Source organism: Pseudoalteromonas sp. T1lg88 (assembly GCF_002964765.1).
GTDB lineage: Bacteria > Pseudomonadota > Gammaproteobacteria > Enterobacterales > Alteromonadaceae > Pseudoalteromonas.
On sequence record NZ_PQCF01000003.1, the window covers coordinates 22,869 to 43,649 of the forward strand.

26 protein-coding genes, 1 tRNA gene and 1 pseudogene are annotated in these 20,781 nt (G+C 50.4%); 20 read left to right on the forward strand and 8 right to left on the reverse strand.

Annotated elements, in window-relative coordinates; genetic code table 11:
• Nucleotides 1–229: 229 nt before the first annotated feature.
• From rpsJ to C2M34_RS01160, 12 genes are all read left to right on the forward strand, one after another.
• Nucleotides 230–541 carry a 30S ribosomal protein S10 gene (gene rpsJ, locus C2M34_RS01105; RefSeq protein WP_010376390.1) on the forward strand — a complete coding sequence of 104 codons (312 nt, stop codon included), beginning with the start codon at nucleotides 230–232 and terminating at the stop codon, nucleotides 539–541.
• A gap of 27 nt (nucleotides 542–568) precedes the next feature.
• A complete protein-coding gene (gene rplC / locus C2M34_RS01110; RefSeq protein ID WP_105215016.1) occupies nucleotides 569–1,204 on the forward strand; it encodes a 50S ribosomal protein L3 in 636 nt (211 codons plus the stop codon).
• A gap of 17 nt (nucleotides 1,205–1,221) precedes the next feature.
• A complete protein-coding gene (rplD, locus tag C2M34_RS01115; RefSeq protein ID WP_105189381.1) occupies nucleotides 1,222–1,827 on the forward strand; it encodes a 50S ribosomal protein L4 in 606 nt (201 codons plus the stop codon).
• Nucleotides 1,824–2,126 (forward strand): 50S ribosomal protein L23, encoded by a 303-nt coding sequence (gene rplW / locus C2M34_RS01120; protein WP_105199951.1) that lies wholly within the window; start codon nucleotides 1,824–1,826, stop codon nucleotides 2,124–2,126. The genes rplD and rplW overlap by 4 nt, the downstream gene beginning before the upstream one ends.
• 17 nt (nucleotides 2,127–2,143) lie before the next feature.
• Complete coding sequence (rplB, locus tag C2M34_RS01125) at nucleotides 2,144–2,968, forward strand: 50S ribosomal protein L2 (RefSeq protein WP_105257852.1); 825 nt, start codon at nucleotides 2,144–2,146, stop codon at nucleotides 2,966–2,968.
• 16 nt (nucleotides 2,969–2,984) lie between these two features.
• Nucleotides 2,985–3,263, forward strand: a complete 279-nt coding sequence (gene rpsS, locus C2M34_RS01130; protein WP_010367084.1) for a 30S ribosomal protein S19 — start codon at nucleotides 2,985–2,987, stop codon at nucleotides 3,261–3,263.
• A gap of 12 nt (nucleotides 3,264–3,275) precedes the next feature.
• Nucleotides 3,276–3,608, forward strand: coding sequence for a 50S ribosomal protein L22 (gene rplV / locus C2M34_RS01135; protein WP_105189398.1), 333 nt, complete (start codon nucleotides 3,276–3,278; stop codon nucleotides 3,606–3,608).
• 12 nt (nucleotides 3,609–3,620) lie between these two features.
• Nucleotides 3,621–4,322, forward strand: a complete 702-nt coding sequence (rpsC, locus tag C2M34_RS01140) for a 30S ribosomal protein S3 (protein ID WP_105199950.1) — start codon at nucleotides 3,621–3,623, stop codon at nucleotides 4,320–4,322.
• Between the two features lie 12 nt (nucleotides 4,323–4,334).
• On the forward strand, nucleotides 4,335–4,748 hold the full coding sequence (gene rplP, locus C2M34_RS01145; RefSeq protein WP_105199949.1) for a 50S ribosomal protein L16: 414 nt from the start codon (nucleotides 4,335–4,337) through the stop codon (nucleotides 4,746–4,748).
• On the forward strand, nucleotides 4,748–4,939 hold the full coding sequence (gene rpmC, locus C2M34_RS01150; RefSeq protein ID WP_105189377.1) for a 50S ribosomal protein L29: 192 nt from the start codon (nucleotides 4,748–4,750) through the stop codon (nucleotides 4,937–4,939). The genes rplP and rpmC overlap by 1 nt, the downstream gene beginning before the upstream one ends.
• Nucleotides 4,939–5,196 (forward strand): 30S ribosomal protein S17, encoded by a 258-nt coding sequence (gene rpsQ, locus C2M34_RS01155; protein WP_105199948.1) that lies wholly within the window; start codon nucleotides 4,939–4,941, stop codon nucleotides 5,194–5,196. The genes rpmC and rpsQ overlap by 1 nt, the downstream gene beginning before the upstream one ends.
• A 118-nt stretch (nucleotides 5,197–5,314) precedes the next feature.
• Nucleotides 5,315–5,908 carry a hypothetical protein gene (locus tag C2M34_RS01160; RefSeq protein WP_105257853.1) on the forward strand — a complete coding sequence of 198 codons (594 nt, stop codon included), beginning with the start codon at nucleotides 5,315–5,317 and terminating at the stop codon, nucleotides 5,906–5,908.
• Nucleotides 5,909–5,945: 37 nt separating this feature from the next.
• Here the strand turns inward: C2M34_RS01160 and acnA are convergent, their stop codons facing one another.
• Nucleotides 5,946–8,687, reverse strand: coding sequence for an aconitate hydratase AcnA (acnA, locus tag C2M34_RS01165; RefSeq protein WP_105257854.1), 2,742 nt, complete (start codon nucleotides 8,685–8,687; stop codon nucleotides 5,946–5,948).
• Between the two features lie 163 nt (nucleotides 8,688–8,850).
• Complete coding sequence (locus C2M34_RS01170; RefSeq protein ID WP_105257860.1) at nucleotides 8,851–9,243, reverse strand: RNA-binding S4 domain-containing protein; 393 nt, start codon at nucleotides 9,241–9,243, stop codon at nucleotides 8,851–8,853.
• A 180-nt stretch (nucleotides 9,244–9,423) separates the two neighbouring features.
• Here C2M34_RS01170 and C2M34_RS01175 point away from each other — a divergent pair, with 180 nt between their 5' ends.
• Nucleotides 9,424–9,723, forward strand: a complete 300-nt coding sequence (locus C2M34_RS01175) for a hypothetical protein (protein WP_105199945.1) — start codon at nucleotides 9,424–9,426, stop codon at nucleotides 9,721–9,723.
• Nucleotides 9,724–9,794: 71 nt separating this feature from the next.
• Here C2M34_RS01175 and cysQ read toward each other — a convergent pair.
• From cysQ to cysG, 6 genes and pseudogenes are all read right to left on the reverse strand, one after another.
• Nucleotides 9,795–10,564, reverse strand: a pseudogene (gene cysQ, locus C2M34_RS01180) (3'(2'),5'-bisphosphate nucleotidase CysQ).
• 3 nt (nucleotides 10,565–10,567) lie between these two features.
• On the reverse strand, nucleotides 10,568–11,164 hold the full coding sequence (gene cysC / locus C2M34_RS01185; protein ID WP_105215001.1) for an adenylyl-sulfate kinase: 597 nt from the start codon (nucleotides 11,162–11,164) through the stop codon (nucleotides 10,568–10,570).
• A 15-nt stretch (nucleotides 11,165–11,179) separates the two neighbouring features.
• On the reverse strand, nucleotides 11,180–12,898 hold the full coding sequence (locus C2M34_RS01190; RefSeq protein WP_105257855.1) for an SLC13 family permease: 1,719 nt from the start codon (nucleotides 12,896–12,898) through the stop codon (nucleotides 11,180–11,182).
• Between the two features lie 3 nt (nucleotides 12,899–12,901).
• Nucleotides 12,902–14,323, reverse strand: coding sequence for a sulfate adenylyltransferase subunit CysN (gene cysN / locus C2M34_RS01195; protein ID WP_105257856.1), 1,422 nt, complete (start codon nucleotides 14,321–14,323; stop codon nucleotides 12,902–12,904).
• The gene (gene cysD, locus C2M34_RS01200) at nucleotides 14,323–15,222 is read right to left on the reverse strand and encodes a sulfate adenylyltransferase subunit CysD (protein WP_105199940.1); all 900 of its coding nucleotides are present in this window, start codon (nucleotides 15,220–15,222) and stop codon (nucleotides 14,323–14,325) included. Before cysD ends, cysN begins: the two co-directional genes overlap by 1 nt.
• A gap of 44 nt (nucleotides 15,223–15,266) precedes the next feature.
• A complete protein-coding gene (gene cysG, locus C2M34_RS01205) occupies nucleotides 15,267–16,688 on the reverse strand; it encodes a siroheme synthase CysG (RefSeq protein ID WP_105257857.1) in 1,422 nt (473 codons plus the stop codon).
• A 259-nt stretch (nucleotides 16,689–16,947) separates the two neighbouring features.
• Here cysG and deoC point away from each other — a divergent pair, with 259 nt between their 5' ends.
• The 7 genes from deoC to rplA all read left to right on the forward strand — a co-directional run bounded on the left by deoC (nucleotide 16,948) and on the right by rplA (nucleotide 20,748).
• Nucleotides 16,948–17,679: a deoxyribose-phosphate aldolase gene (gene deoC, locus C2M34_RS01210; RefSeq protein WP_105257858.1), complete on the forward strand. Its 732-nt coding sequence runs from the start codon at nucleotides 16,948–16,950 to the stop codon at nucleotides 17,677–17,679.
• Nucleotides 17,676–18,182 (forward strand): hypothetical protein, encoded by a 507-nt coding sequence (locus C2M34_RS01215; RefSeq protein WP_105199937.1) that lies wholly within the window; start codon nucleotides 17,676–17,678, stop codon nucleotides 18,180–18,182. The genes deoC and C2M34_RS01215 overlap by 4 nt, the downstream gene beginning before the upstream one ends.
• 91 nt (nucleotides 18,183–18,273) lie before the next feature.
• Nucleotides 18,274–18,350 (forward strand) — tRNA-Trp (locus C2M34_RS01220).
• Between the two features lie 125 nt (nucleotides 18,351–18,475).
• Nucleotides 18,476–18,853, forward strand: coding sequence for a preprotein translocase subunit SecE (gene secE, locus C2M34_RS01225; RefSeq protein ID WP_105199936.1), 378 nt, complete (start codon nucleotides 18,476–18,478; stop codon nucleotides 18,851–18,853).
• Nucleotides 18,854–18,857: 4 nt separating this feature from the next.
• Nucleotides 18,858–19,415, forward strand: a complete 558-nt coding sequence (gene nusG / locus C2M34_RS01230) for a transcription termination/antitermination protein NusG (protein WP_105199935.1) — start codon at nucleotides 18,858–18,860, stop codon at nucleotides 19,413–19,415.
• 195 nt (nucleotides 19,416–19,610) lie between these two features.
• Nucleotides 19,611–20,039, forward strand: coding sequence for a 50S ribosomal protein L11 (gene rplK / locus C2M34_RS01235; RefSeq protein ID WP_105199934.1), 429 nt, complete (start codon nucleotides 19,611–19,613; stop codon nucleotides 20,037–20,039).
• 4 nt (nucleotides 20,040–20,043) lie between these two features.
• Nucleotides 20,044–20,748 (forward strand): 50S ribosomal protein L1, encoded by a 705-nt coding sequence (gene rplA / locus C2M34_RS01240; protein WP_105199933.1) that lies wholly within the window; start codon nucleotides 20,044–20,046, stop codon nucleotides 20,746–20,748.
• The last annotated feature ends 33 nt before the right edge of the window (nucleotides 20,749–20,781 follow it).

A 20,781-nucleotide genomic window follows, 5' to 3' on the forward strand; every position in this document is an offset into this window, starting at 1 on the left:
ACTGTTGCATTTATCACCAATCTCTCTATAATACGCAGACTTTCTTTGCCTTAGGTGTCTCACCAAGGACTTGGAAAGCTAGATATAGCTTGGATTTCAAGCATAAACAGGAGCTCCGATTTGGAGCTCAATGGTAGAAAATAAAAGGACAACCGACTTCTTAGTAGTAAGTAAGTTTCGGGTGTTTTTTTATGCTCTTTTTAAATGCTCTTTTTATTGAGGTTTTAGAATGTCAAATCAACGCATTCGCATTCGCCTAAAAGCTTTTGACCACCGTTTGATTGACCAATCAACGGCGGAAATTGTGGAAACTGCGAAACGCACAGGTGCTCAGGTACGTGGTCCAATCCCACTTCCTACACGCAAAGAACGTTTCACTGTATTGATTTCTCCGCACGTTAACAAAGACGCGCGTGATCAGTACGAGATCCGCACCCACAAACGTCTGATCGACATCGTAGAACCAACAGACAAGACTGTAGACGCTCTAATGCGCCTAGACCTTGCTGCTGGTGTTGATGTTCAAATCAGCCTGGGTTAATCGGAAGATTAGAGAGGTTTTAGGAAAATGGCATTAGGTCTAGTCGGTCGTAAAGTGGGCATGACTCGTATCTTCACTGAAGATGGCGTATCTATCCCAGTAACCGTAATCGAAGCGACTCCTAACCGTGTTACGCAGATCAAATCTGACGCAACAGACGGTTATAACGCGCTTCAAGTAACCGCAGGCGAGAAAAAAGCTAGCCGTGTAAACAAACCAGCAGCGGGTCACTTCGCTAAAGCTGGCGTTGAAGCGGGTCGTGGTCTGTGGGAATTCCGTCTTAATGGCGGTGAAGGCGACTTCGAAGTTGGTAACGAAATCACTGTTGAAGTATTCAACGAAGTGACCAAAGTTGACGTTACCGGTACTTCTAAAGGTAAAGGTTTCCAAGGTGGTGTTAAGCGCTGGAACTTCAGCATGCAAGACGCTACACACGGTAACTCTTTGTCTCACCGTGCTCCTGGTTCAATCGGTCAAAACCAATCACCTGGTAAGGTGTTTAAAGGTAAGAAAATGGCCGGTCACATGGGTGCTGAGCGTGTAACTACTCAGAACCTTGAACTAGTACGTGTTGACGCTGAGCGTAATCTGCTTCTAGTTAAAGGTGCAGTACCTGGCGCTATCGGCGGTGACGTTATCGTTAAACCAGCTGTTAAAGCATAAGTCCTGGAGATTTAGTGATGGAATTAGCAATTAAAGACGCGTCAGGCGCTCTTGAAGTTTCCGAAGCTACTTTTGGACGTGAGTTTAACGAAGCATTAGTACACCAAGTAGTTGTTGCTTACGCAGCAGGTGCTCGTCAAGGTACTAAAGCTCAGAAGACACGTTCTGAAGTAAGCGGTGGCGGTAAGAAGCCATGGCGTCAAAAAGGTACTGGCCGTGCACGTGCTGGTACAATCCGTAGCCCAATCTGGCGCAGCGGTGGTGTGACTTTTGCAGCTAAGCCGCAAGATCACAGCCAAAAAGTAAACCGTAAGATGTATCGCGGTGCGATCAAGAGCATCTTATCTGAGCTTGTTCGTCAAGAGCGTTTAGTTGTAGTTGAGAACTTCGGTATCGAAGCTCCTAAGACTAAAGCCCTTGTAGCTAAGCTTAAAGAGCTTGAGCTTAAAGACGTACTAATCGTGACTGAAGAAGTAGAAGAGAATCTATTCCTTGCAGCACGTAACCTATACAAGGTTGACGTACGTGACGTAGCTGGCATCGACCCAGTAAGCCTAATCGCTTTCGATAAGGTTGTTATGACTAAGGGTGCTGTAAAGCAACTTGAGGAGGCGCTAGCATGATCCGTGAAGAACGTCTTTTAAAAGTAATCCTTGCTCCACATATCTCTGAGAAGAGCACTGTATCTGCTGAAGATAACAACACGATTGTTTTCAAAGTACTTAAAGATGCAACTAAAGCTGACGTTAAAGCAGCTGTAGAAAAGCTTTTCGAAGTAGAAGTAACTGGTGTTCGCACACTTAATGTTAAGGGTAAAACAAAGCGTACTGGTATGCGTTTCGGTCGTCGTAGCGACTGGAAGAAAGCCTACGTTACTCTTAAAGAAGGTAGCGAGCTAGACTTTGTCGGCGGCGCCGAGTAATAAGGGGAGTTAGAATTATGGCACTTCAAAAGTGTAAACCAACTTCTGCGGGTCGTCGTCACGTCGTTAAAGTGGTTAACCCTGATCTACACAAGGGTAAGCCATACGCTCCGCTTCTAGAGAAGAACTCTAAGACCGGTGGTCGTAACAACAAAGGTCGTATCACGGTTCGTCATATCGGTGGTGGTCACAAGCATCATTACCGTGTAATTGACTTTAAACGCACTAAAGATGGCATTCCAGCTAAAGTAGAGCGTCTAGAGTATGATCCAAACCGTAGCGCGAACATCGCCTTGGTTTGTTATGCCGACGGTGAGCGTCGTTACATCATCGCTCCTAAGGGTCTTAAAGCAGGTGATCAAATCCAGTCTGGTGTTGATGCACCAATCAAAGCTGGTAACGCCTTACCTATGCGCAACATGCCTGTAGGTTCGACTGTACACAACGTAGAGCTTAAGCCTGGCAAAGGTGCACAGATTGCACGTTCTGCAGGCGCTTACGTACAAATCCTAGCACGTGAAGGTCAATACGTGACTCTACGTCTTCGTTCAGGCGAAGTTCGTAAAGTACTAGCTGACTGTCGCGCAACTCTAGGTGAAGTAGGTAATGCTGAGCACATGCTACGTTCACTTGGTAAAGCCGGTGCAAACCGCTGGCGTGGTATCCGTCCGACCGTTCGTGGTGTTGCCATGAACCCGGTAGATCACCCGCACGGTGGTGGTGAAGGTCGTACTTCTGGTGGTCGTCACCCTGTATCTCCATGGGGCGTACCTACCAAAGGTTACAAGACTCGTAAGAACAAGCGTACTGATAAGTTTATCGTACGTCGTCGTACTAAATAATAGTTGAGGAATAGCCATGCCACGTTCTCTCAAGAAAGGTCCATTTATTGACCTGCACTTGCTGAAGAAGGTAGAGAAAGCGTTGGAAAGCGGTGACAAGAAGCCAATTAAAACTTGGAGCCGTCGTTCAATGATCATACCTAACATGATCGGATTGACCATCGCTGTCCATAATGGTCGTCAGCACGTTCCTGTGTTTGTCACAGACGAAATGATCGGTCACAAACTGGGTGAATTCGCACCTACACGTACTTATCGCGGCCACGCTGCTGATAAGAAAGCTAAGAAACGTTAATCGGAGGTTATGATGGAAGCATTAGCTAAACACAAATTCGCCTCTGGTTCGGCGCAAAAAGCACGTCTAGTTGCAGACCAAATCCGTGGACTACCGGTAGATCGCGCCCTAGAAATCCTGGCGTACAGCCCTAAGAAAGCGGCTGCATTAGTTAAGAAAGTACTTGAGTCTGCTATCGCGAACGCGGAGCACAACGAAGGTGCTGACATTGATGAGCTTGTAGTAGCGAAAGTATTTGTAGACGAAGGTCCTACAATGAAACGCATCATGCCTCGTGCTAAAGGACGCGCTGACCGCATCCTTAAGCGTACAAGCCACATCACTGTTGTGGTTTCGGATAACTAGGAGATATAAGTAATGGGACAAAAAGTTCATCCTACTGGTATTCGCCTAGGTATCTCTAAACCATGGGTTTCTACCTGGTACGCGAATACAAAAGATTACTCTGAGCAGCTTTTTGGCGATCACAAAGTACGTTCTTACCTTACTAAGGAACTTAAGAACGCTTCTGTGGCTAAAATCGTTATCGAGCGCCCAGCTAAATCTATCCGTGTAACAATTCACACAGCTCGTCCTGGTGTTGTTATCGGTAAGAAAGGCGAAGACGTTGAAAAGCTACGTCAAGCTGTAACTAAAATCGCTGGTGTACCGGCTCAGATCAATATTTCTGAAGTTCGTAAGCCAGAGCTTGATGCACAACTAGTAGCTGACGGTATTGCGTCACAGCTAGAGCGTCGTGTTATGTTCCGTCGCGCTATGAAGCGTTCGGTACAAAACGCAATGCGCTTAGGTGCAAAGGGTATCAAAGTTGAAGTAAGCGGTCGTCTAGGCGGCGCAGAAATCGCACGTTCTGAGTGGTACCGTGAAGGTCGTGTACCTCTACACACTCTTCGTGCTGATATCGATTACGCAACTTCTGAAGCTGCAACCACTTACGGCATTATCGGTGTTAAAGTATGGATCTTCAAAGGCGAAGTTATTGGTGGTCTTCCACTAGTACAAGAGCAAGAGAAGCCTGCTAAACGTGGCCCGAAGAAAGCCAAGAAAAGTGCTAAGTAGGAGTAGCGAATAATGTTACAGCCAAAACGTACAAAATTCCGTAAGATGCACAAAGGCCGCAACCGTGGTCTTGCGCAAAACGGTAACAAAGTAAGCTTCGGTACTTTCGGTCTTAAGGCTACTGGTCGTGGCCGTATGACTGCTCGTCAAATCGAAGCAGCTCGTCGTGCTATGACACGTCACATCAAGCGTCAAGGTAAAATCTGGATCCGTGTATTCCCAGACAAGCCAATCACAAACAAACCGCTTGAAGTTCGTATGGGTAAAGGTAAAGGTTCTGTTGAATACTGGGTTGCTGAAATTCAGCCTGGTAAAGTACTTTACGAAATGGAAGGTGTTTCAGAAGAGCTTGCTCGTGAAGCATTTAACCTAGCGTCTCGTAAATTACCATTCAAAACCACTTTTGTAACTCGGACGGTGATGTAATGAAAGCTAGCGAACTTAAAGACAAAAGCGTAGAAGAGCTTAACGCTGAACTTATTGAACTTCTTCGTGAGCAGTTTAACCTGCGCATGCAAGCAAGCACTGGTCAGCTAGCTCAATCTCATTTGCTACGTAAAGTACGTCGCGATATCGCGCGTGTTAAAACGGTTATTAACCAGAAGGCAGGTGCATAATGAGCGATAAGATCCGTACTCTACAAGGCCGTGTAATCAGCGACAAGATGGACAAGTCTTTCACTGTTGCTGTAGCCCGTTACGTGAAGCACCCTATCTATGGGAAATTCATCAAACGTACTACTAAGTTGCACGTACATGATGAGAACAACACTGCCATGACTGGCGACACAGTTACTATCCGTGAGTGTGCGCCTATCTCTAAGACTAAGTCTTGGACTTTGGTAGATGTTATCGAGCGTCCGAAGAAAGCTTAATTTTTAATTAAGTCTATTTGGACCTAAAAAGCCCCGGCATCTGCCGGGGCTTTTTGTCATCTGCACTTCATAAACTTGCTCTAGGATGCGCCCTCTATGGATGCAATGCGAGTAAGTCATGCCTGAGAACAAAGAGCCGATTTTGATCATTGGCAATGCGCCTATCACCGCAGACATCCGTGCCGAGGTGGACTCTTATACCCGGGTAGTGCGTTTTAACTTTTGTGCCGGCATGCCTCAGCATCTTGGCCGCAAATGCACCGATCTCTGGCTCAGTGGCCGTGGTCGCCAAGCCCATAAACTAGCGCATTCACACTTGGATATAGATCCTCAGCAACTGCTTAGCCTAGTGATCACAGACCCACCCCCTAACCCAGTTACACAGACGTGCTTCCGTCTCCTTGGTCGCCAAGGCAGCTTGGATCATGGTGAAGCGCTGATGGCTAAGTTTGCCCCTGCGCACTCAAAAAAAAGAATAACGGCGGCGGTAAGGCAGCAGTTATTAGCCGAGTTGTTGCGTTTAGGGCAGCCCGAGTGCAAACCCAAATGGCCCAGCTCAGGCACTCAGGCCATAGCGCATTTTGTCGCAGCTGGAACGCCGGTGCATATTATCGGTTTTGGTTTCCAAGGCTGGAAACGCCACCCCTGGCGATTGGAACGGCGTTATGTGGCTAAGTTGCAGGCCGAGCGTAAGCTCAGCTATTTGGCCTAAAAAGAAAAAAGCCGTGCTAGGCACGGCTTAATCTGACTTAGGAGCGCAGCATTTGTCTGAGCACATACTGCAAGATGCCGCCGTGCTTGTAATACTCCCATTCTTTCGGGGTATCGATACGCACATCCACTCTAAACTTGGTTTGCCCCCCGCCCTCAGCGGTGGCGACAATCTCCAGCTCCTTGGCTTTATCGCACAGGCCATTAACATCGAAGGTTTCCTTGCCGGTTAACCCCAGCTCTTCATGGCCTTCACCCGCTTTAAACTGCAGGGGCAGTACGCCCATGCCGATGAGGTTGGAGCGGTGGATACGCTCATAGCTTTTGGCGATAACCGCCTTAATGCCAAGCAGGAGGGAGCCCTTGGCCGCCCAATCCCGCGATGAGCCAGTGCCATATTCGGCCCCGGCCAACACCACCAAAGGCGTGTCCGTTTGCTGGTACTGCATGGCCGCATCATAAATGCTGGCAAGCTTATCTTCTGGCTGGGTTCTGGTTATGCCTCCTTCGGTGCCCGGTGCGAGTTGGTTACGCAGGCGCACATTGGCGAAGGTGCCGCGCATCATCACCTCATGGTTACCTCGGCGTGAGCCATAGGAGTTAAAGTCTCCTTGTGATACACCATGTTCAAGCAGATACTCTCCCGCAGGAGCATCGGCCTTAATCGCCCCGGCCGGGGAGATATGATCTGTGGTCACAGAGTCGCCCAGTTTCGCCAAACAACGGGCCCCGACTATGCTGGGTAGACCCGGAGGCTCCTTGCTCATGCCATCAAAGAAGGGCGCCTTGCGAATATAGGTGGACGCCTCATCCCATTCATAGCGTTTGGCCTCGGGCACAGCGATAGTGCGCCAGCGCTCATCGCCCTTGTAAACGTCGGCATAGCTTTTCGCAAACATCTCCTTGGTGACCGTGGACTTCACCAGCTCCGCCACCTCGCTCACCGAGGGCCAGAGATCTTTAAGGTAAACATCGCGGCCTTGCTCGTCTTGCGTCAGTGGCTCGTTATACACATCGATATCGGTGCGCCCGGCAATGGCATAGGCGACCACCAGAGGCGGCGAGGCGAGGAAGTTCATCTTCACATCCTGATGAATGCGCCCCTCAAAGTTGCGGTTGCCGGAGAGAATCGAGCTGACGATCAATTTATGATCAATGATGGCCTGGTGAATTTCATCGGCGAGTGGCCCGGAATTACCAATACAGGTGGTGCAGCCATAGCCGACCAGGTTAAAGCCCAATGCTTCTAAGTCATCCATAAGCCCGGCTTTTTTTAAGTAGTCGGTGACCACTTGTGAGCCCGGCGCCAGGGAGGTTTTTACCCAGGGCTTCACATTCAGTCCCAGCTCCTTGGCTTTTTTAGCAACCAGTCCGGCGGCGAGGATCACACTGGGGTTCGAGGTATTGGTGCAACTGGTGATGGCGGCGATGACACAGGCGCCGTCGCTAAGCTCAAACTCCTCACCGTTAAACTTAACCTTGGCAATGCCGCAGGTATTTGCTGCGGTTTTGGATTGTCTTGGCTGCCCACCCTCGGAAACAATGCGGGCTTCATCTTCCATCCCCAGTGCAGTTTTCTCGGCTCGCTCATCTTCAAAGTGACGTAAATGTGCGCTAATGATCTTGCCGGCTTCATCAAGCGGGATACGATCCTGCGGTCGTTTTGGTCCCGCCAGGCTCGGTACCACTGTACCTAAATCCAGTTCTACGGTGTCGCTGTAAAGGAATTCGTCGCCGGCCTCACGCCACATTCCCTGATGCTTGGCATACGCCTCAATTAGGGCTATTTGCTCGTCACTGCGATTGGTGAGTTTAAGATACTCAATGGTTTCCTGGTCGATGGGGAAGATGCCGCAGGTGGCACCATACTCCGGCGCCATATTGGCTATGGTTGCTCTGTCAGCCAACGGCAAGTCGGCCAGGCCATCACCATAGAATTCCACAAACTTGCCGACCACGCCTTTTTCGCGCAGCATTTGTGTCACGGTTAATACCAGATCCGTGGCTGTGGTGCCTTCGGGCAGTGCGCCCTTGAGTTTAAAGCCGACTACCTGGGGGATCAGTAAGCTGATGGGTTGGCCGAGCATGGCGGCCTCGGCCTCAATGCCGCCCACACCCCAGCCGAGAATGCCCAGGCCATTGATCATTGTGGTGTGCGAGTCGGTGCCGACCAGGCTGTCCGGGTAGGCGAAGGTGTGTCCCTGCTCCTCATTTTCAAACACCACCCGGGCCAGGTACTCCAGGTTTACCTGATGCACTATACCGGTGGCCGGAGGCACTACGGTGAGGTTATCAAAGGCCGTTTGCCCCCAGCGTAAAAATTCGTAGCGTTCCTTATTGCGCTGGTATTCCAGTTTGGCATTGATATCGAAGGCGCCGTTGTTGCCATAGCTGTCGACCTGCACCGAGTGATCGATCACCAGCTCCGCCGGTGACAGGGGATTGATCTTGCTGGGGTCGCCACCGAGTTGCTCCATGGCATCACGCATCGCGGCTAAATCTACAATAGCGGGCACCCCGGTGAAGTCCTGCATCACCACCCGTGCCGGCGTAAAGGCCACCTCTTTACTCGGTTCGGCTTGTGGTTGCCAATCAAGTAAGGCCTGAATATCGTCTTTGTGGATGTTCTCGCCATCTTCGTGGCGCAGCAGGTTTTCCAGTAAAATCTTTAACGAGAATGGCAGGCGCTTGGCTTTATCGCCTAAGCTTGCTAACGAGTGAATATGATATTGCTTGGCGTTGACGGTAAGCTGTGCAAGCGTGTTAAAGCTGTTCTTCATTCAATACCCCTTTTGCTCTTGGCGCATGACACAATCGCACAGTGCGATTATTTGATGCGTAAAGTTCCTTGCGGCTGAATTTTAGCCACATTTAAGAGCTTGGGGATATTTGCGTGTTTTTCAACCTGTCAGGGCAGGAAACTTTGTAACTCGCCCTGCGAACTTACCCGAATGAAATGGGCTTACGGCCGGTGTTTTCGTCGCGGTTAGAGGTTTTCTTCTTGGCTTTTTTGGCTGCAGCGGGTTTCGCTGCTTGCTTCGCGGGTGCCGCTTGCTTTGCCTTGGGAGCTTTTGGCGTAGGGGCTTTGTGTTGCTCGCGCTGTACCATATTTTCCGCAGCGCTCATTAAAAAGGTGTCGCCGTCGAAGTGCACCGTATCACCGGCATAGATTTTTTTTCGCTTTTGCGTGCACAACTCGCCGTTAACGCCCACATAACCGTCGGCGATCAATAACTTGGCATGGCCACCGCCCTCTGCGAGGTCGAGCACCTTAAGTAGCTTACAAAGCTCTATGGGTTCTTCTTCAAGTTCAACTTCAATAATATCGTCGTGCATGCTGTTCGGGCGCTTGTTGCCTAGTTGATGGCCATTATACCCCAAGCCTGGCGGCAAGCATCGCAAAAAGACAAAACTTTTGTCGCCGCCTGTAGTCCAATTCATAAATTTGTCATACAAAAGCCTACAATAGGGGCCTGGTCGTGATGAGCGGCCAGCCAAGATCTATAGGAGAATAAGATGGGTGCAAGACAAGCGGTTTTTGAGGAATTTTTAGGCCATAAATATGCACATCATTGCAGTGCCGAGCAGGTGCGCACGGCCATTACCGATGCTATTAAGCTCTCAGGTGCGCATGGCGAGCAATACTTTGCGCTGCTATCGCGCTTTAATGATAACCATAACCGTATTCTCTATCAGGGTCGCAGCGCCGAGCCCTTCTTGGAGTTTTGCCAGCATAAGCTGTTTAAAGAAATCACCTATGACAAGACCAGCGTCAGAGCCTGGGCCCAAGGTCGTGGTCTTGAACTGAGCCTGTGAAGGTTATTCAGAAAACGAAAAAAGCAGCCTAGGCTGCTTTTTTTAACTTTCAATTCGACGTAGCGGGCTGCTTAGGATTGCAGGGCACTGACAATAAAGAAAGGATTGAGATAGCTTTCTTTTTGATTGTATTTAAGAGGCGCTCCGTCAACCGTAGTCACAGTGGCACGGCGATGACGGCCACCGCATGTCCGGCACCTGTATCCCACTCTGATGTCGGTCCTAAACGCGGGTAAATATCGGCGGCGCCTTCGGCTACCAAGCACAGCTTCAGCGAGCTGCCTTTGGGTACCATATCCACTTCGTCAAACTGCTTTAGGAAGTTGGCTAGTTGCTCGGACGGGTGCGAGCGACTGCCGACCACGCGGATCACGCCCTTATTTTCCTTCTTAGTCACCTTCAGCTCGATGCGCGCTTCGCCAACCTGCTTAAAGGCACCTATATCCTGGGTGGCCAGATAGGTGACCCCGAGCGCCGGGGCATCGACCACGCCCAGTACTGGCTCGCCGTTTTCAATCAGGGCGATATTAATGGTGAATTCGCCGTTTTTCTTAATAAATTCCTTGGTGCCGTCAATGGGGTCGACCAGCCAGTAACGTTGCCATTGCTGTCGCTCCTGCCAGCTAATGGCGGCGCTCTCTTCACTCAGCACCGGCAGCTTAGGCGTGATTTTCTCCAGCCCAGCAAGGATCACCTTGTGAGCGGCCAAGTCGGCATCGGTGACCGGGCTTTTATCGTCTTTATACTCGACGTTAAAGTCCTTGTTATAGATGCGCATGGCCGCTTGTCCGGCGTCTTGCGCCAGTTGCACAACCTGTTCGAGCAGTTCTGGAGAAGTCATTGGCTATCCTATTATGTTTTTGCCGCGTAGATAGGCGATAAGTTGCGCCACGCAGCCGTCTATATCCTGTGTTGAAGTATCCAGGGTGAGCTCAGGGTTACGCGGCACCTCATAGTCAGAGTCAATGCCGGTAAAATGAGCGATTTCACCTGCCCGCGCTTTCTTATACAAGCCCTTAGGGTCGCGCTGTTCGCAGGTGGCTAAAGGTGTATCTAAATACACTTCGATAAACTCGGCTTCACCCACCAGATTACGTACCATATCTCTTTCTTCCTGAAATGGGGAAATAAACGCGGTGAGTACAATTAATCCGGCATCGACCATAAGCTTAGCGGTTTCACCGACGCGGCGAATATTTTCTTTGCGATCGGCGTCGCTAAAGCCGAGATCGCCACAGAGGCCGTGGCGGACATTATCGCCATCAAGCAAATAGGTGTGCTGGCCCAACTCATGCAGCTTGGCTTCCAGGGCGCCGGCTATGGTGCTTTTGCCCGAGCCGGAAAAGCCGGTAAACCACAGAATGCAGCTTTTATGGCCATTTTGCTGTTGTCTTTTTTGCTTATCGACACCGTGTTGGTGCCACACTATGTTTTCATCCATTCTCAGGTCTCGATCTTAAAACTCAAATACATAACCAATCAGTGACAGTACCACGGCGGCATAGGCCAAAGACATTATCACACCTAGGCGGGCAAAGTCGGCAAAGCGATACTGGCCGGCGTTCATCACTATCATATTGGTTTGGTAGCTATATGGGCTGATAAAGGCGGCGCTGGCGCCATAGGCCACCGTCATGGCGAAAGGCATCAGGCTTACCTCTAAGGAGCTGGCCAGGCCATAGGCGAGCGGGAACATCAGCGCCGCAGCGGCATTATTGGTGATCAGCTCGGTCAGCAGTACGGTCAGCACATACACCAATACCAGGGCCATAAAGGGGGTCAGCCCCTGGTGCTCTCCCAGTAATTGCTGCAAGGCCAGCTCGGCACCTGAGCCGCTAAAGGCATTGGCCAGACCCAGGGCCGAGGCGATGATGATCACCAGCTCAAAGGGAAAGCGGCGTTTTAATTCCTGGCCGTCGAGCACCTTGGTGGCCAGCAGCAGGGCGACAAACACCAATAGGCCCTGCACCAGGGGCACAAGTGCGCTGGCGGCCAGGGCGATAACCGCGGCAAAGCCGCCAAGCAGGGCAAATTCGCTAACGCGATTGTAGGCCTTGGCGACACTGTGCTCGCTGACAAAGTAAAAGTTCTTATCCAGGTTGTTACGGTTTTGAAAGTCGCGGCCCACCGCCAGCATCAGCCGGTCGCCGGGACGTATGGCAACCTCGCCAAGCTTGCCAGAGAGGCGTCCACGGTTGCGGTGGATCGCTACCACAGCGGCATCGAATTTGGCGCGAAAACCCACGTCCTTTAAGGTCTGGCCCACCAGGGTCGAGGTGTGGGTGACTATGACTTCTTGCAGGTTTGAGCTCAGTAAACCATTGCTGTCGGCGAACAGGGTGATCCCGGGAATGCGCTGCAGGGCGGTCACGCTCTGCACATTGCCGGTAAAAATAAGCTTGTCGCCGGCGCGTACCTTGTTTTGTGGGCGAACCGGGCTGATCAAACGCTTTTCGCGAACGATTTCCACTAAGAAGAGGTCATCGAGATCGCGCAAACCATTTTTTTCTATGCTTTTGCCAATCAGGGGGGAGTCCGCATTAACCTTGGCTTCAAGCAGGTACTCCTTGTGTTCGCCTTCAACCCTGGGGTAGTCGGGCAGCAGCTTATGGCAAAAGATCAGCAAGAGGACGCCCACCAGAGTGACGGCCAGACCTATGGGTAAAAAGCTAAACATGGCCAGGCTCAGGCCATCATATTGTTGGGTAAAACTATTGACTATGAGATTGGTGGAAGTACCAACGAGCGTAGTCGTGCCGCCCAAAATGGCCGCATACGACAGTGGGATCAACAACTTAGAAGGTGCATGATGCTTATTGCGGGTCAGTGGCCCAACTAAAGAGGCGACCACGGCGGTATTATTTAAAAACGCCGATGCTGCTGCCGTCAGCGTACTTACCTTGATAATGCTTAATTTCAAGGAAGGGTCAACGATGCGCTTGGCCAAAATCTGCAACAAGGAGGTACGCTCCAGGGCGATGGAGACCAGCATCAACAACACCAGGCTAACCAGCCCGGTGTTGGTAAAGTTGCCCAGCAGGGTTGGGGTATCCACATACCCCAGGGCATAGCAGCCGAGTAATGCGCTGAAAAACAGGGTCGCCGGGCGCACATGGGTCAAAACCAAGGCGGCAAATAAGGCGGCTATTATCAGCACATAAAAAACGGCATCCATGGCTTAACGCAACTTACTGATGTCTAATGCTTGCCAATGCGGGAAGTGCTTACGCACCAGGGCATTTAGCTCAACTTCAAAGTCGCTGAACTGACTTGCTTGTTGCTCCTGCGTAGCTGCTAATACCTGCTCAACCATACCCGCACCCACGGTCAGGTTAGACAGGCGGTCGATCAGGATAAAGGCACCAGTTTCGCGGTTATTGCGATACACATCCGCTAGCAAGGGTTCGGTCAAATCCACAGTCACTATGGCAATCTCGTTAAGCTGCAGCTTGTCCGCCTCGCCATGGGCCAAGGTATTTACGTCTATGGTGTGATCTATGCGTGAGATCACCGCCGCAGTTTTCTTGGCACCCAACTTAAGGTTATAGGTTTTGCCGACAACCAAAGGCTCTTCGTGCATCCATACCAGTTTGGCTTGCAACTGGTTGGTCGCCACCGAAGTGGAAGCGCTCGGTACGATCACATCGCCGCGACTGATATCTATCTCGTCGTTCAAGGTCATGGTGATTGCCTGACCGGCTTCTGCGCTCTCCAGGTTGCCGTCGAAGGTGACCAGTTCCTTGATGCTGGAGGTTTTACCCGAAGGCAGTACCTTCACTGCATCGCCAACCTTAAACTCGCCCGAAGTGATAGTGCCCTGGAAACCACGGAAATCAAGGTTAGGGCGTACCACATACTGCACCGGCAGGCGGGCTTCAAAGCCATTATTGGTGGCTGCCGCCGGAGAGTCTTCCAGCAACTCAAGTAAGGGCTTATCCGTGTAATACGGCGTGTGCTCGGAGCGAGTCACCACGTTGTCGCCTTTAAGGGCTGACATGGGCACAAACTTGATATCGCTGACATTCAGCTGCTCGGCAAACTTAAGGTAATCGGCCTTGATCTTTTCGTACACAGTTTCATCGAAGCCGACGATATCCATTTTGTTGATGGCTACCACAAACTGCTCGATACCAAGTGAGTCACAGATAAAGCTGTGGCGCTTGGTTTGCACCTGTACACCATAGCGGGCATCAACCAGAATAATCGCCAGATCACTGGTTGACGCGCCGGTCACCATGTTTCGGGTGTATTGCTCGTGTCCCGGGGTGTCGGCAATAATAAACTTGCGCTTGGCGGTGGAGAAATAGCGATAGGCCACATCTATGGTGATGCCTTGCTCGCGCTCTGCCTGCAGGCCATCAACCAGCAGGGCTAAATCCAGCTCTTCGCCGGCGTTACCCACCTTTTCATTGTCTTTATGCAGTGCCGCCAGTTGATCTTCATAGATCTGGTGGCTGTCGTGCAACAAACGGCCGATCAGCGTCGATTTACCGTCGTCAACGCTGCCACAGGTCAACAGGCGCAACAGGCTTTTGTCTTGTTGGCGCGTTAAATAGGCCTCTATGCCTAATTCTTTTACTTCATTGGCAGTTGCTGACATTAGAAATAGCCCTCACGTTTTTTCTTCTCCATGGAACCGGCGGAATCGTGATCGATTACGCGGCCCTCACGCTCCGATGATGTCGACAGCAGCATTTCTTCGATAATGCCGGTCAGGGTATTGGCTTCGGATTCCACCGCGCCGGTAAGCGGGTAGCAACCCAGGGTACGAAAACGTACCGACTTCAGCTGCGGCTGCTCGCCTTCGTTCAGTGGCATACGCTCATCGTCGACCATGATCAGGGTGCCGTTACGCTCAACCACGGGGCGTGGCTGGGCCAAGTAAAGTGGCACGATTTCGATATTTTCCTGGTAGATGTACTGCCAGATATCCAGCTCGGTCCAGTTCGACAACGGGAATACACGGATGCTTTCACCCTGGTTCACTTCGCCGTTATAGGTATTCCACAGCTCCGGACGCTGGTTTTTCGGATCCCATCTATGGTGCTTATCGCGGAACGAATAGACGCGCTCCTTGGCGCGGGATTTCTCCTCGTCACGGCGGGCACCACCGAAGGCGGCATCAAAACCATACTGATTAAGCGCCTGCTTCAGACCCTGGGTCTTCATGATGTCGGTGTGCTTGCTGGAGCCGTGTACGAAGGGGCTGATATTGATTGCCAAACCTTCGGGGTTTTTATGTACCAGCAGGTCAAAGCCGTATTCTTTGGCCATGCGATCACGAAACTCAATCATCTCGCGAAATTTCCAGTCGGTATCTACATGCAACAAGGGGAAGGGGATCTTCGCCGGAAAGAAAGCCTTACGGGCCAAGTGTAATAGCACCGAGGAGTCTTTACCTATGGAGTAAAGCATTACCGGGTTTTCAAATTCAGCCGCGACTTCGCGGATAATTTTGATGCTTTCAGCTTCAAGCTGCTGAAGATGTGTTAAAGCCATAGCTTTGTTCCTGCCTAAACTCTTAATAAATTTGCCATAGGGTGTTATGCCACATCGGTCAGGGGCTGCGCCAGGCTGCTGGTTTGCGCGGTATTGCCAAACCAGGCCAACTGCCGATGTAATGAGGCTACTTCACCTACTATGAGTAAGGCCGGTGACTGAATATTATGTTGAGTCACCAACTCGTCTAACTGTGCCAGGGTGCCCGTAACCACGCGCTGTTCTTTGCGCGTGCCGTTTTCTACTATGGCCACCGGTGTTGCCGGACTGCGGCCATGGTCAATAAGTTGTGCCTTGATATCCGGAGATTTCATCACCCCCATGTAAATCGCCAGGGTTTGATTGGGCTTAGCAAGGGACTGCCAATCCAGCTCCTGACCCTCTTTTTTACAGTGGCCGGTTACAAACTGAATGCTCTGCGCGTGATCCCTGTGGGTCAGCGGAATACCGGCGTAAGCGCTACAGCCCGCTGCCGCGGTAATGCCTGGGACGATTTGATAGCTGACGCCATGCTCGGCCAGTACCTGCACTTCTTCGCCACCGCGACCATAAATAAAGGGGTCGCCGCCCTTAATACGGCAGACTTTTTTGCCTTGCTGCGCCAGCTCCACCAGGATTTCATTGGTGCGCTCTTGCGGCACGCTGTGATCACCGGCGCGCTTGCCCACACAAATAAGGTCGGCATCGCGGCGTACCAGCTCCATAATTTCGTCGGACACTAGGTAGTCGTAAACCACCACATCGGCCTGCTGCATTAGCTGTAAGGCTTTGAGCGTCAATAATTCCGGGTCGCCTGGGCCGGCGCCAATCACATACACCTCGCCCTTGGGCGCTGGGGTGTCATTCAGCATTTGCTGCAGTTGCGTATAGGCCTGTTCTTCATTGCCTTTTTGCACTTCACTCACCACATTGGAGTCAAACACCTGCTCCCAAAACTGACGGCGGTCGGCAAAGTGGGTAAAGCGCTGCTTTACCTGCGAACGAAAACGACCGACCAGATTGGCCAATGGGCCAATGTGCTGTGGGATCAAGGTCTCAAGTTTTTCCCGCAGACGTCTTGCCAGTACAGGCGCAGTGCCGGCACTTGAAATAGCGATAGTCACCGGGCTGCGGTCAACAATCGATGGGAAAATAAAGCTGCACTTGGGCTGATCATCGACCACATTAACGAAAATGTGCTGTTCATCGGCGGCCGTTTGTACCTGGGCATTGACCGTTTCACTGTCGGTAGCGGCGATCACCAGCATAAAGCCCTTTAGCTGCTCGGCGTTAAATTCGGCGCGAATCAGGGTGATTTTTTGTGCTTGTGCCAAGTTCTCTAGTTGCGTGCAAAATTCAGGCGCGATCAGCGTCAGTTTGGCACCCGCCTTGAGCATGGCCGTTGCCTTACGCAGGGCCACTTCGCCGCCGCCTACGACCAGTACCGGCTTATTATCTAATTTTGTGAATATGGGAAAATATTGCACGCGTTACCACCTGTTCCAAGCAACTAAAAAATAGCGAACCCTAAGATTCGTTAGAGCTGCAAAGCATAATGCCAGCCCCAATGGTTAAAAAATAATTTGTTCCAAGCTTATATAACCAAAAGTTATATGCTGACTTTCGAAATGGCTTAAGCCAATAAAAATAAAGCGTTAACGGAGTTTTATAAAACAGCCGGGAAGGGGATTTAAGAATTCCGTTTGAATGTTAGTATAGGTGTAGCGGAAAAAGGAGGGTGTGGAAATGAGTGCAGCAGATGACGCCTTGCGGGCATTGGCCTGTTTGGATTTTACGCGTTTGGATGAGCGGGATGAGGAGCAAGATATCAAAGCGTTTTTGCAGCAGTTGTCGGCGGATAAGCCCTTACCTGCGGCGATTTGCATCTATCCGCAGTGGTTAACCTATGTGCGCGCCTATATGCAGATGCACTTTTCTCAGCCCCCAGCCTTGGCGACCGTGACCAATTTTCCACATGGCGATCAGCCTTTAGATGAAGTGTTACGCGAAACCGAGTTGGCACTGGCCCTAGGCGCCGATGAAATTGATTTGGTCCTGCCCTATAAGCGCTTGCAGGCGGGGGATGAACAAACGCCCTTGGATTATGTGCGCCGTTCAAAAGAGCTGTGTGCTGGTCGAGCCCGGCTTAAGGTGATCATCGAAAGTGGCGAGCTCAGTTTGCCTCAGGTAGCGCAGGCGACCCGCATTGCCATCGCCGGTGGCGCCGATTTTGTTAAAACCAGCACAGGCAAGGTGGCGGTCAATGCCACTTATGAAGCCGTGGCTGTGATGCTGGCAGAAATAAAGCAAAGCGGCCAGGATGTAGGGCTAAAGGTTTCCGGCGGTGTCAGAACCCTGGCACAGGCGCAGCAGTATATGGCTTTGGCCGATAAAGAAATGGGCGATCACTGGTTGGCTCCCGCTCATTTTCGTTTTGGCGCTTCGGCGCTTTTAGAAGACTTGTATCGCGCCTTATGACAGACAGCGAAACAGAAAAATTACAATTAGAGCATGAAGCGGCGCGGCTTTTTTTGCGTGCTTATGAGCGCACCTATCATACGCCGATGCGCCATATCTGGCATAATGAGCCGGCCAAGCCCGACGTTAGCTGTTATATGGACGAAGAGCGTCTGGACATAGAGATCGCCCACCTGTATGCCAATGAACACGAGGCCATGGCGGTGCTGGGGCGGGTGTTGGGTCTGGATATCCAACGCCAACTGGCACAACTGGCTTTGAATCCGAGCTCGGAGCAACTGTCCTTTGCCCTGGGCCGATTGTTAAGCGCCAAAGCCAGCAAAAAATACGACAGTAAGCGAGTATGGCTGCTGATCCGCAATGCCAGCACACTATGGCAAAGAGAGGACTTTATTGCCGTTTTGCGTACTTTACCGGTGCCAAAGACGCATCAGTTTGAGCAAATCTGGTTGTTAAGCGATTGGCGTGGCGAAGAGCAACCTCTGCTGCTATACAAAGATTGAACGGACTAAAAGCGCGCAATTAATTTTATATGTGGCTGGCTTTTACTCTTGTGTTAGCGCGGTTGGTCAGTATAATGGGCATCCACTTTGCAGGGGCGTAGTTCCAATTGGTAGAACAGCGGTCTCCAAAACCGACGGTTGGGAGTTCGAATCTCTCCGCCCCTGCCACTTTTCAGCTAGTAAGTCTAAGTTTAAAAATCTGTTTTAAAAGCAATTTTTTAAGGTTAGATTTGGATAGATTTACCCTGTCAAGTGACGGGGTTGTTGTGTCTGTATTTAAGGTATCAGGAATTATGAGTGCAAATGTAGAAAACCCGTCAAGCTCGATGGACTGGGTAAAGTGGCTATTCGCCATCGCGTTACTGGTAGCAGCGGTAGTAGGTAACACCGTATATGGTGAAGAGTCTGCACTACTTAGAGCTATCGGTGTTGTTGCGGCAGTGGCTATCTCCTTAGCGGTAGCAGCGACCACAGAAAAGGGTCGTAACTTTATCAATTTCGCGAAAGAAGCACGCATCGAAGTACGTAAAGTGGTTTGGCCTACGCGTCAGGAAACCATACACACTACCTTCATCGTAATGATTGCAACAGTTATCATGGCACTAATCCTTTGGGGATTGGACGGAATTTTATTCCGAGTAGTAGGCTTTTTAACTGGGTTGGAGATCTAGTCCCATGACGGAAGAGAACAAAGAAAAGAAATTACGCTGGTATGTGATTCAGGCTTTCTCAGGTTTTGAGAAGCGTGTAGCACAAACCATCAAAGAGCATATTCAAATCCAGGGTCTGGAAGACAGCTTTGGTGAAGTGCTAGTACCTACTGAAGAAGTAGTGGAAATGCGCGCCGGTCAAAAGCGCAAATCAGAGCGTAAGTTCTTCCCGGGCTATGTTCTGGTTGAAATGGACATGAACGATGCCAGCTGGCACTTAGTGAACAGCACGCCTCGCGTGATGGGCTTTATCGGCGGTACTTCTGACCGTCCAGCGCCAATCAGCAAAAAAGAAGCGGATCGTATTCTTAACCGTCTACAAGAAAATGCCGAAGCGCCTAAGCCTGCGACTCTGTTTGAGCCGGGTGAAGTGGTACGTGTTGTTGATGGTCCTTTCGCCGACTTCAACGGTGTTGTTGAAGAAGTGGATTACGAGAAAAGCCGCGTAAAAGTATCTGTACTTATCTTTGGTCGTTCGACGCCGGTTGAGCTGGAGTTCAGCCAGGTAGAGCAAGACAAATAATTTGTCTACTTAAACGACAAAATCGTATTGAAAAAGGCCGCTGATTAACTTATAATCAGCGGCCTTTTTGTATTCGTGCTCGGTGTTCTGCACTTTAGTATGGGCAAAAAGCGCACTAAATTTTTAAATTGGGAAGCCGTTTGAGTACGCGTCCTCGCGCGCACGAGGCTAAGACCCACCTAACGAGGTATAATCATGGCTAAAAAAGTTGAAGCTTTAATCAAGCTACAAGTTGCTGCTGGTATGGCTAACCCTAGTCCACCAGTAGGTCCTGCTCTAGGTCAACACGGTGTTAACATCATGGAATTCTGTAAAGCGTTCAACGCCCGTACAGAATCACTAGAGAAAGGCGCTCCGGTTCCTGTAATCATCTCAGTTTACGGCGACCGTTCATTCACGTTTGAAATGAAGACACCACCTGCTGCTTACCTTCTTAAGAAAGCTGCTGGTATCAAGTCTGGTTCAGGCCGTCCTAATACTGAAAAAGTAGGTACTGTTACTCGTGCTCAACTAGAAGAAATCGTTGAGATGAAGAAACCTGACCTTACAGCGGCCGACATGGACGCTGCGGTACGCACTATCGCAGGTTCTGCGCGTGCAATGGGCTTGAACGTAGAGGACTAAGATAATGGCAAAACTAACTAAACGTATGCGTACTATCCGCGAGAAAGTGGAAGTAACTAAAGATTACGAAATCAACGAAGCTGTAGCGCTTCTTAAAGAGCTAGCGACTGCTAAGTTCGTTGAAAGTGTTGACGTTGCTGTTAACCTTGGTATCGATGCACGTAAATCTGACCAGAACGTACGTGGCGCAACTGTTCTTCCTCACGGTACTGGCCGTGACGTTCGCGTAGCTGTATTCACCGCTGGTGCAAATGCAGAAGCAGCGAAAGAAGCAGGTGCTGACATCGTAGGTATGGAAGATCTTGCTGAACTAGTTAAGAAAGGCGAGATGAACTTCGACGTAGTTGTTGCTTCTCCAGATGCAATGCGCGTTGTTGGTCAACTAGGTCAAATCCTAGGTCCACGTGGTCTTATGCCTAACCCTAAAACTGGTACTGTAACTCCTAACGTTGCAGAAGCAGTTAAAAATGCTAAAGCTGGTCAGGTTCGTTACCGTAACGACAAGAACGGCATCATCCACACTACTATCGGTAAAGTGGATTTCACAGCTGAGCAACTACAAGAAAACCTTGAGTCTCTAATCGTAGCGCTTAAGAAAGCTAAGCCTTCTCAAGCGAAAGGTACTTTCATCAAGAAAGTAAGCATCTCTACGACTATGGGCGCAGGTGTTTCTGTTGACCAAAACTCTCTAAGCACGCAAGTATCGTAATTAAAGAGTTTACGTGGCGCGATTTTTATACTA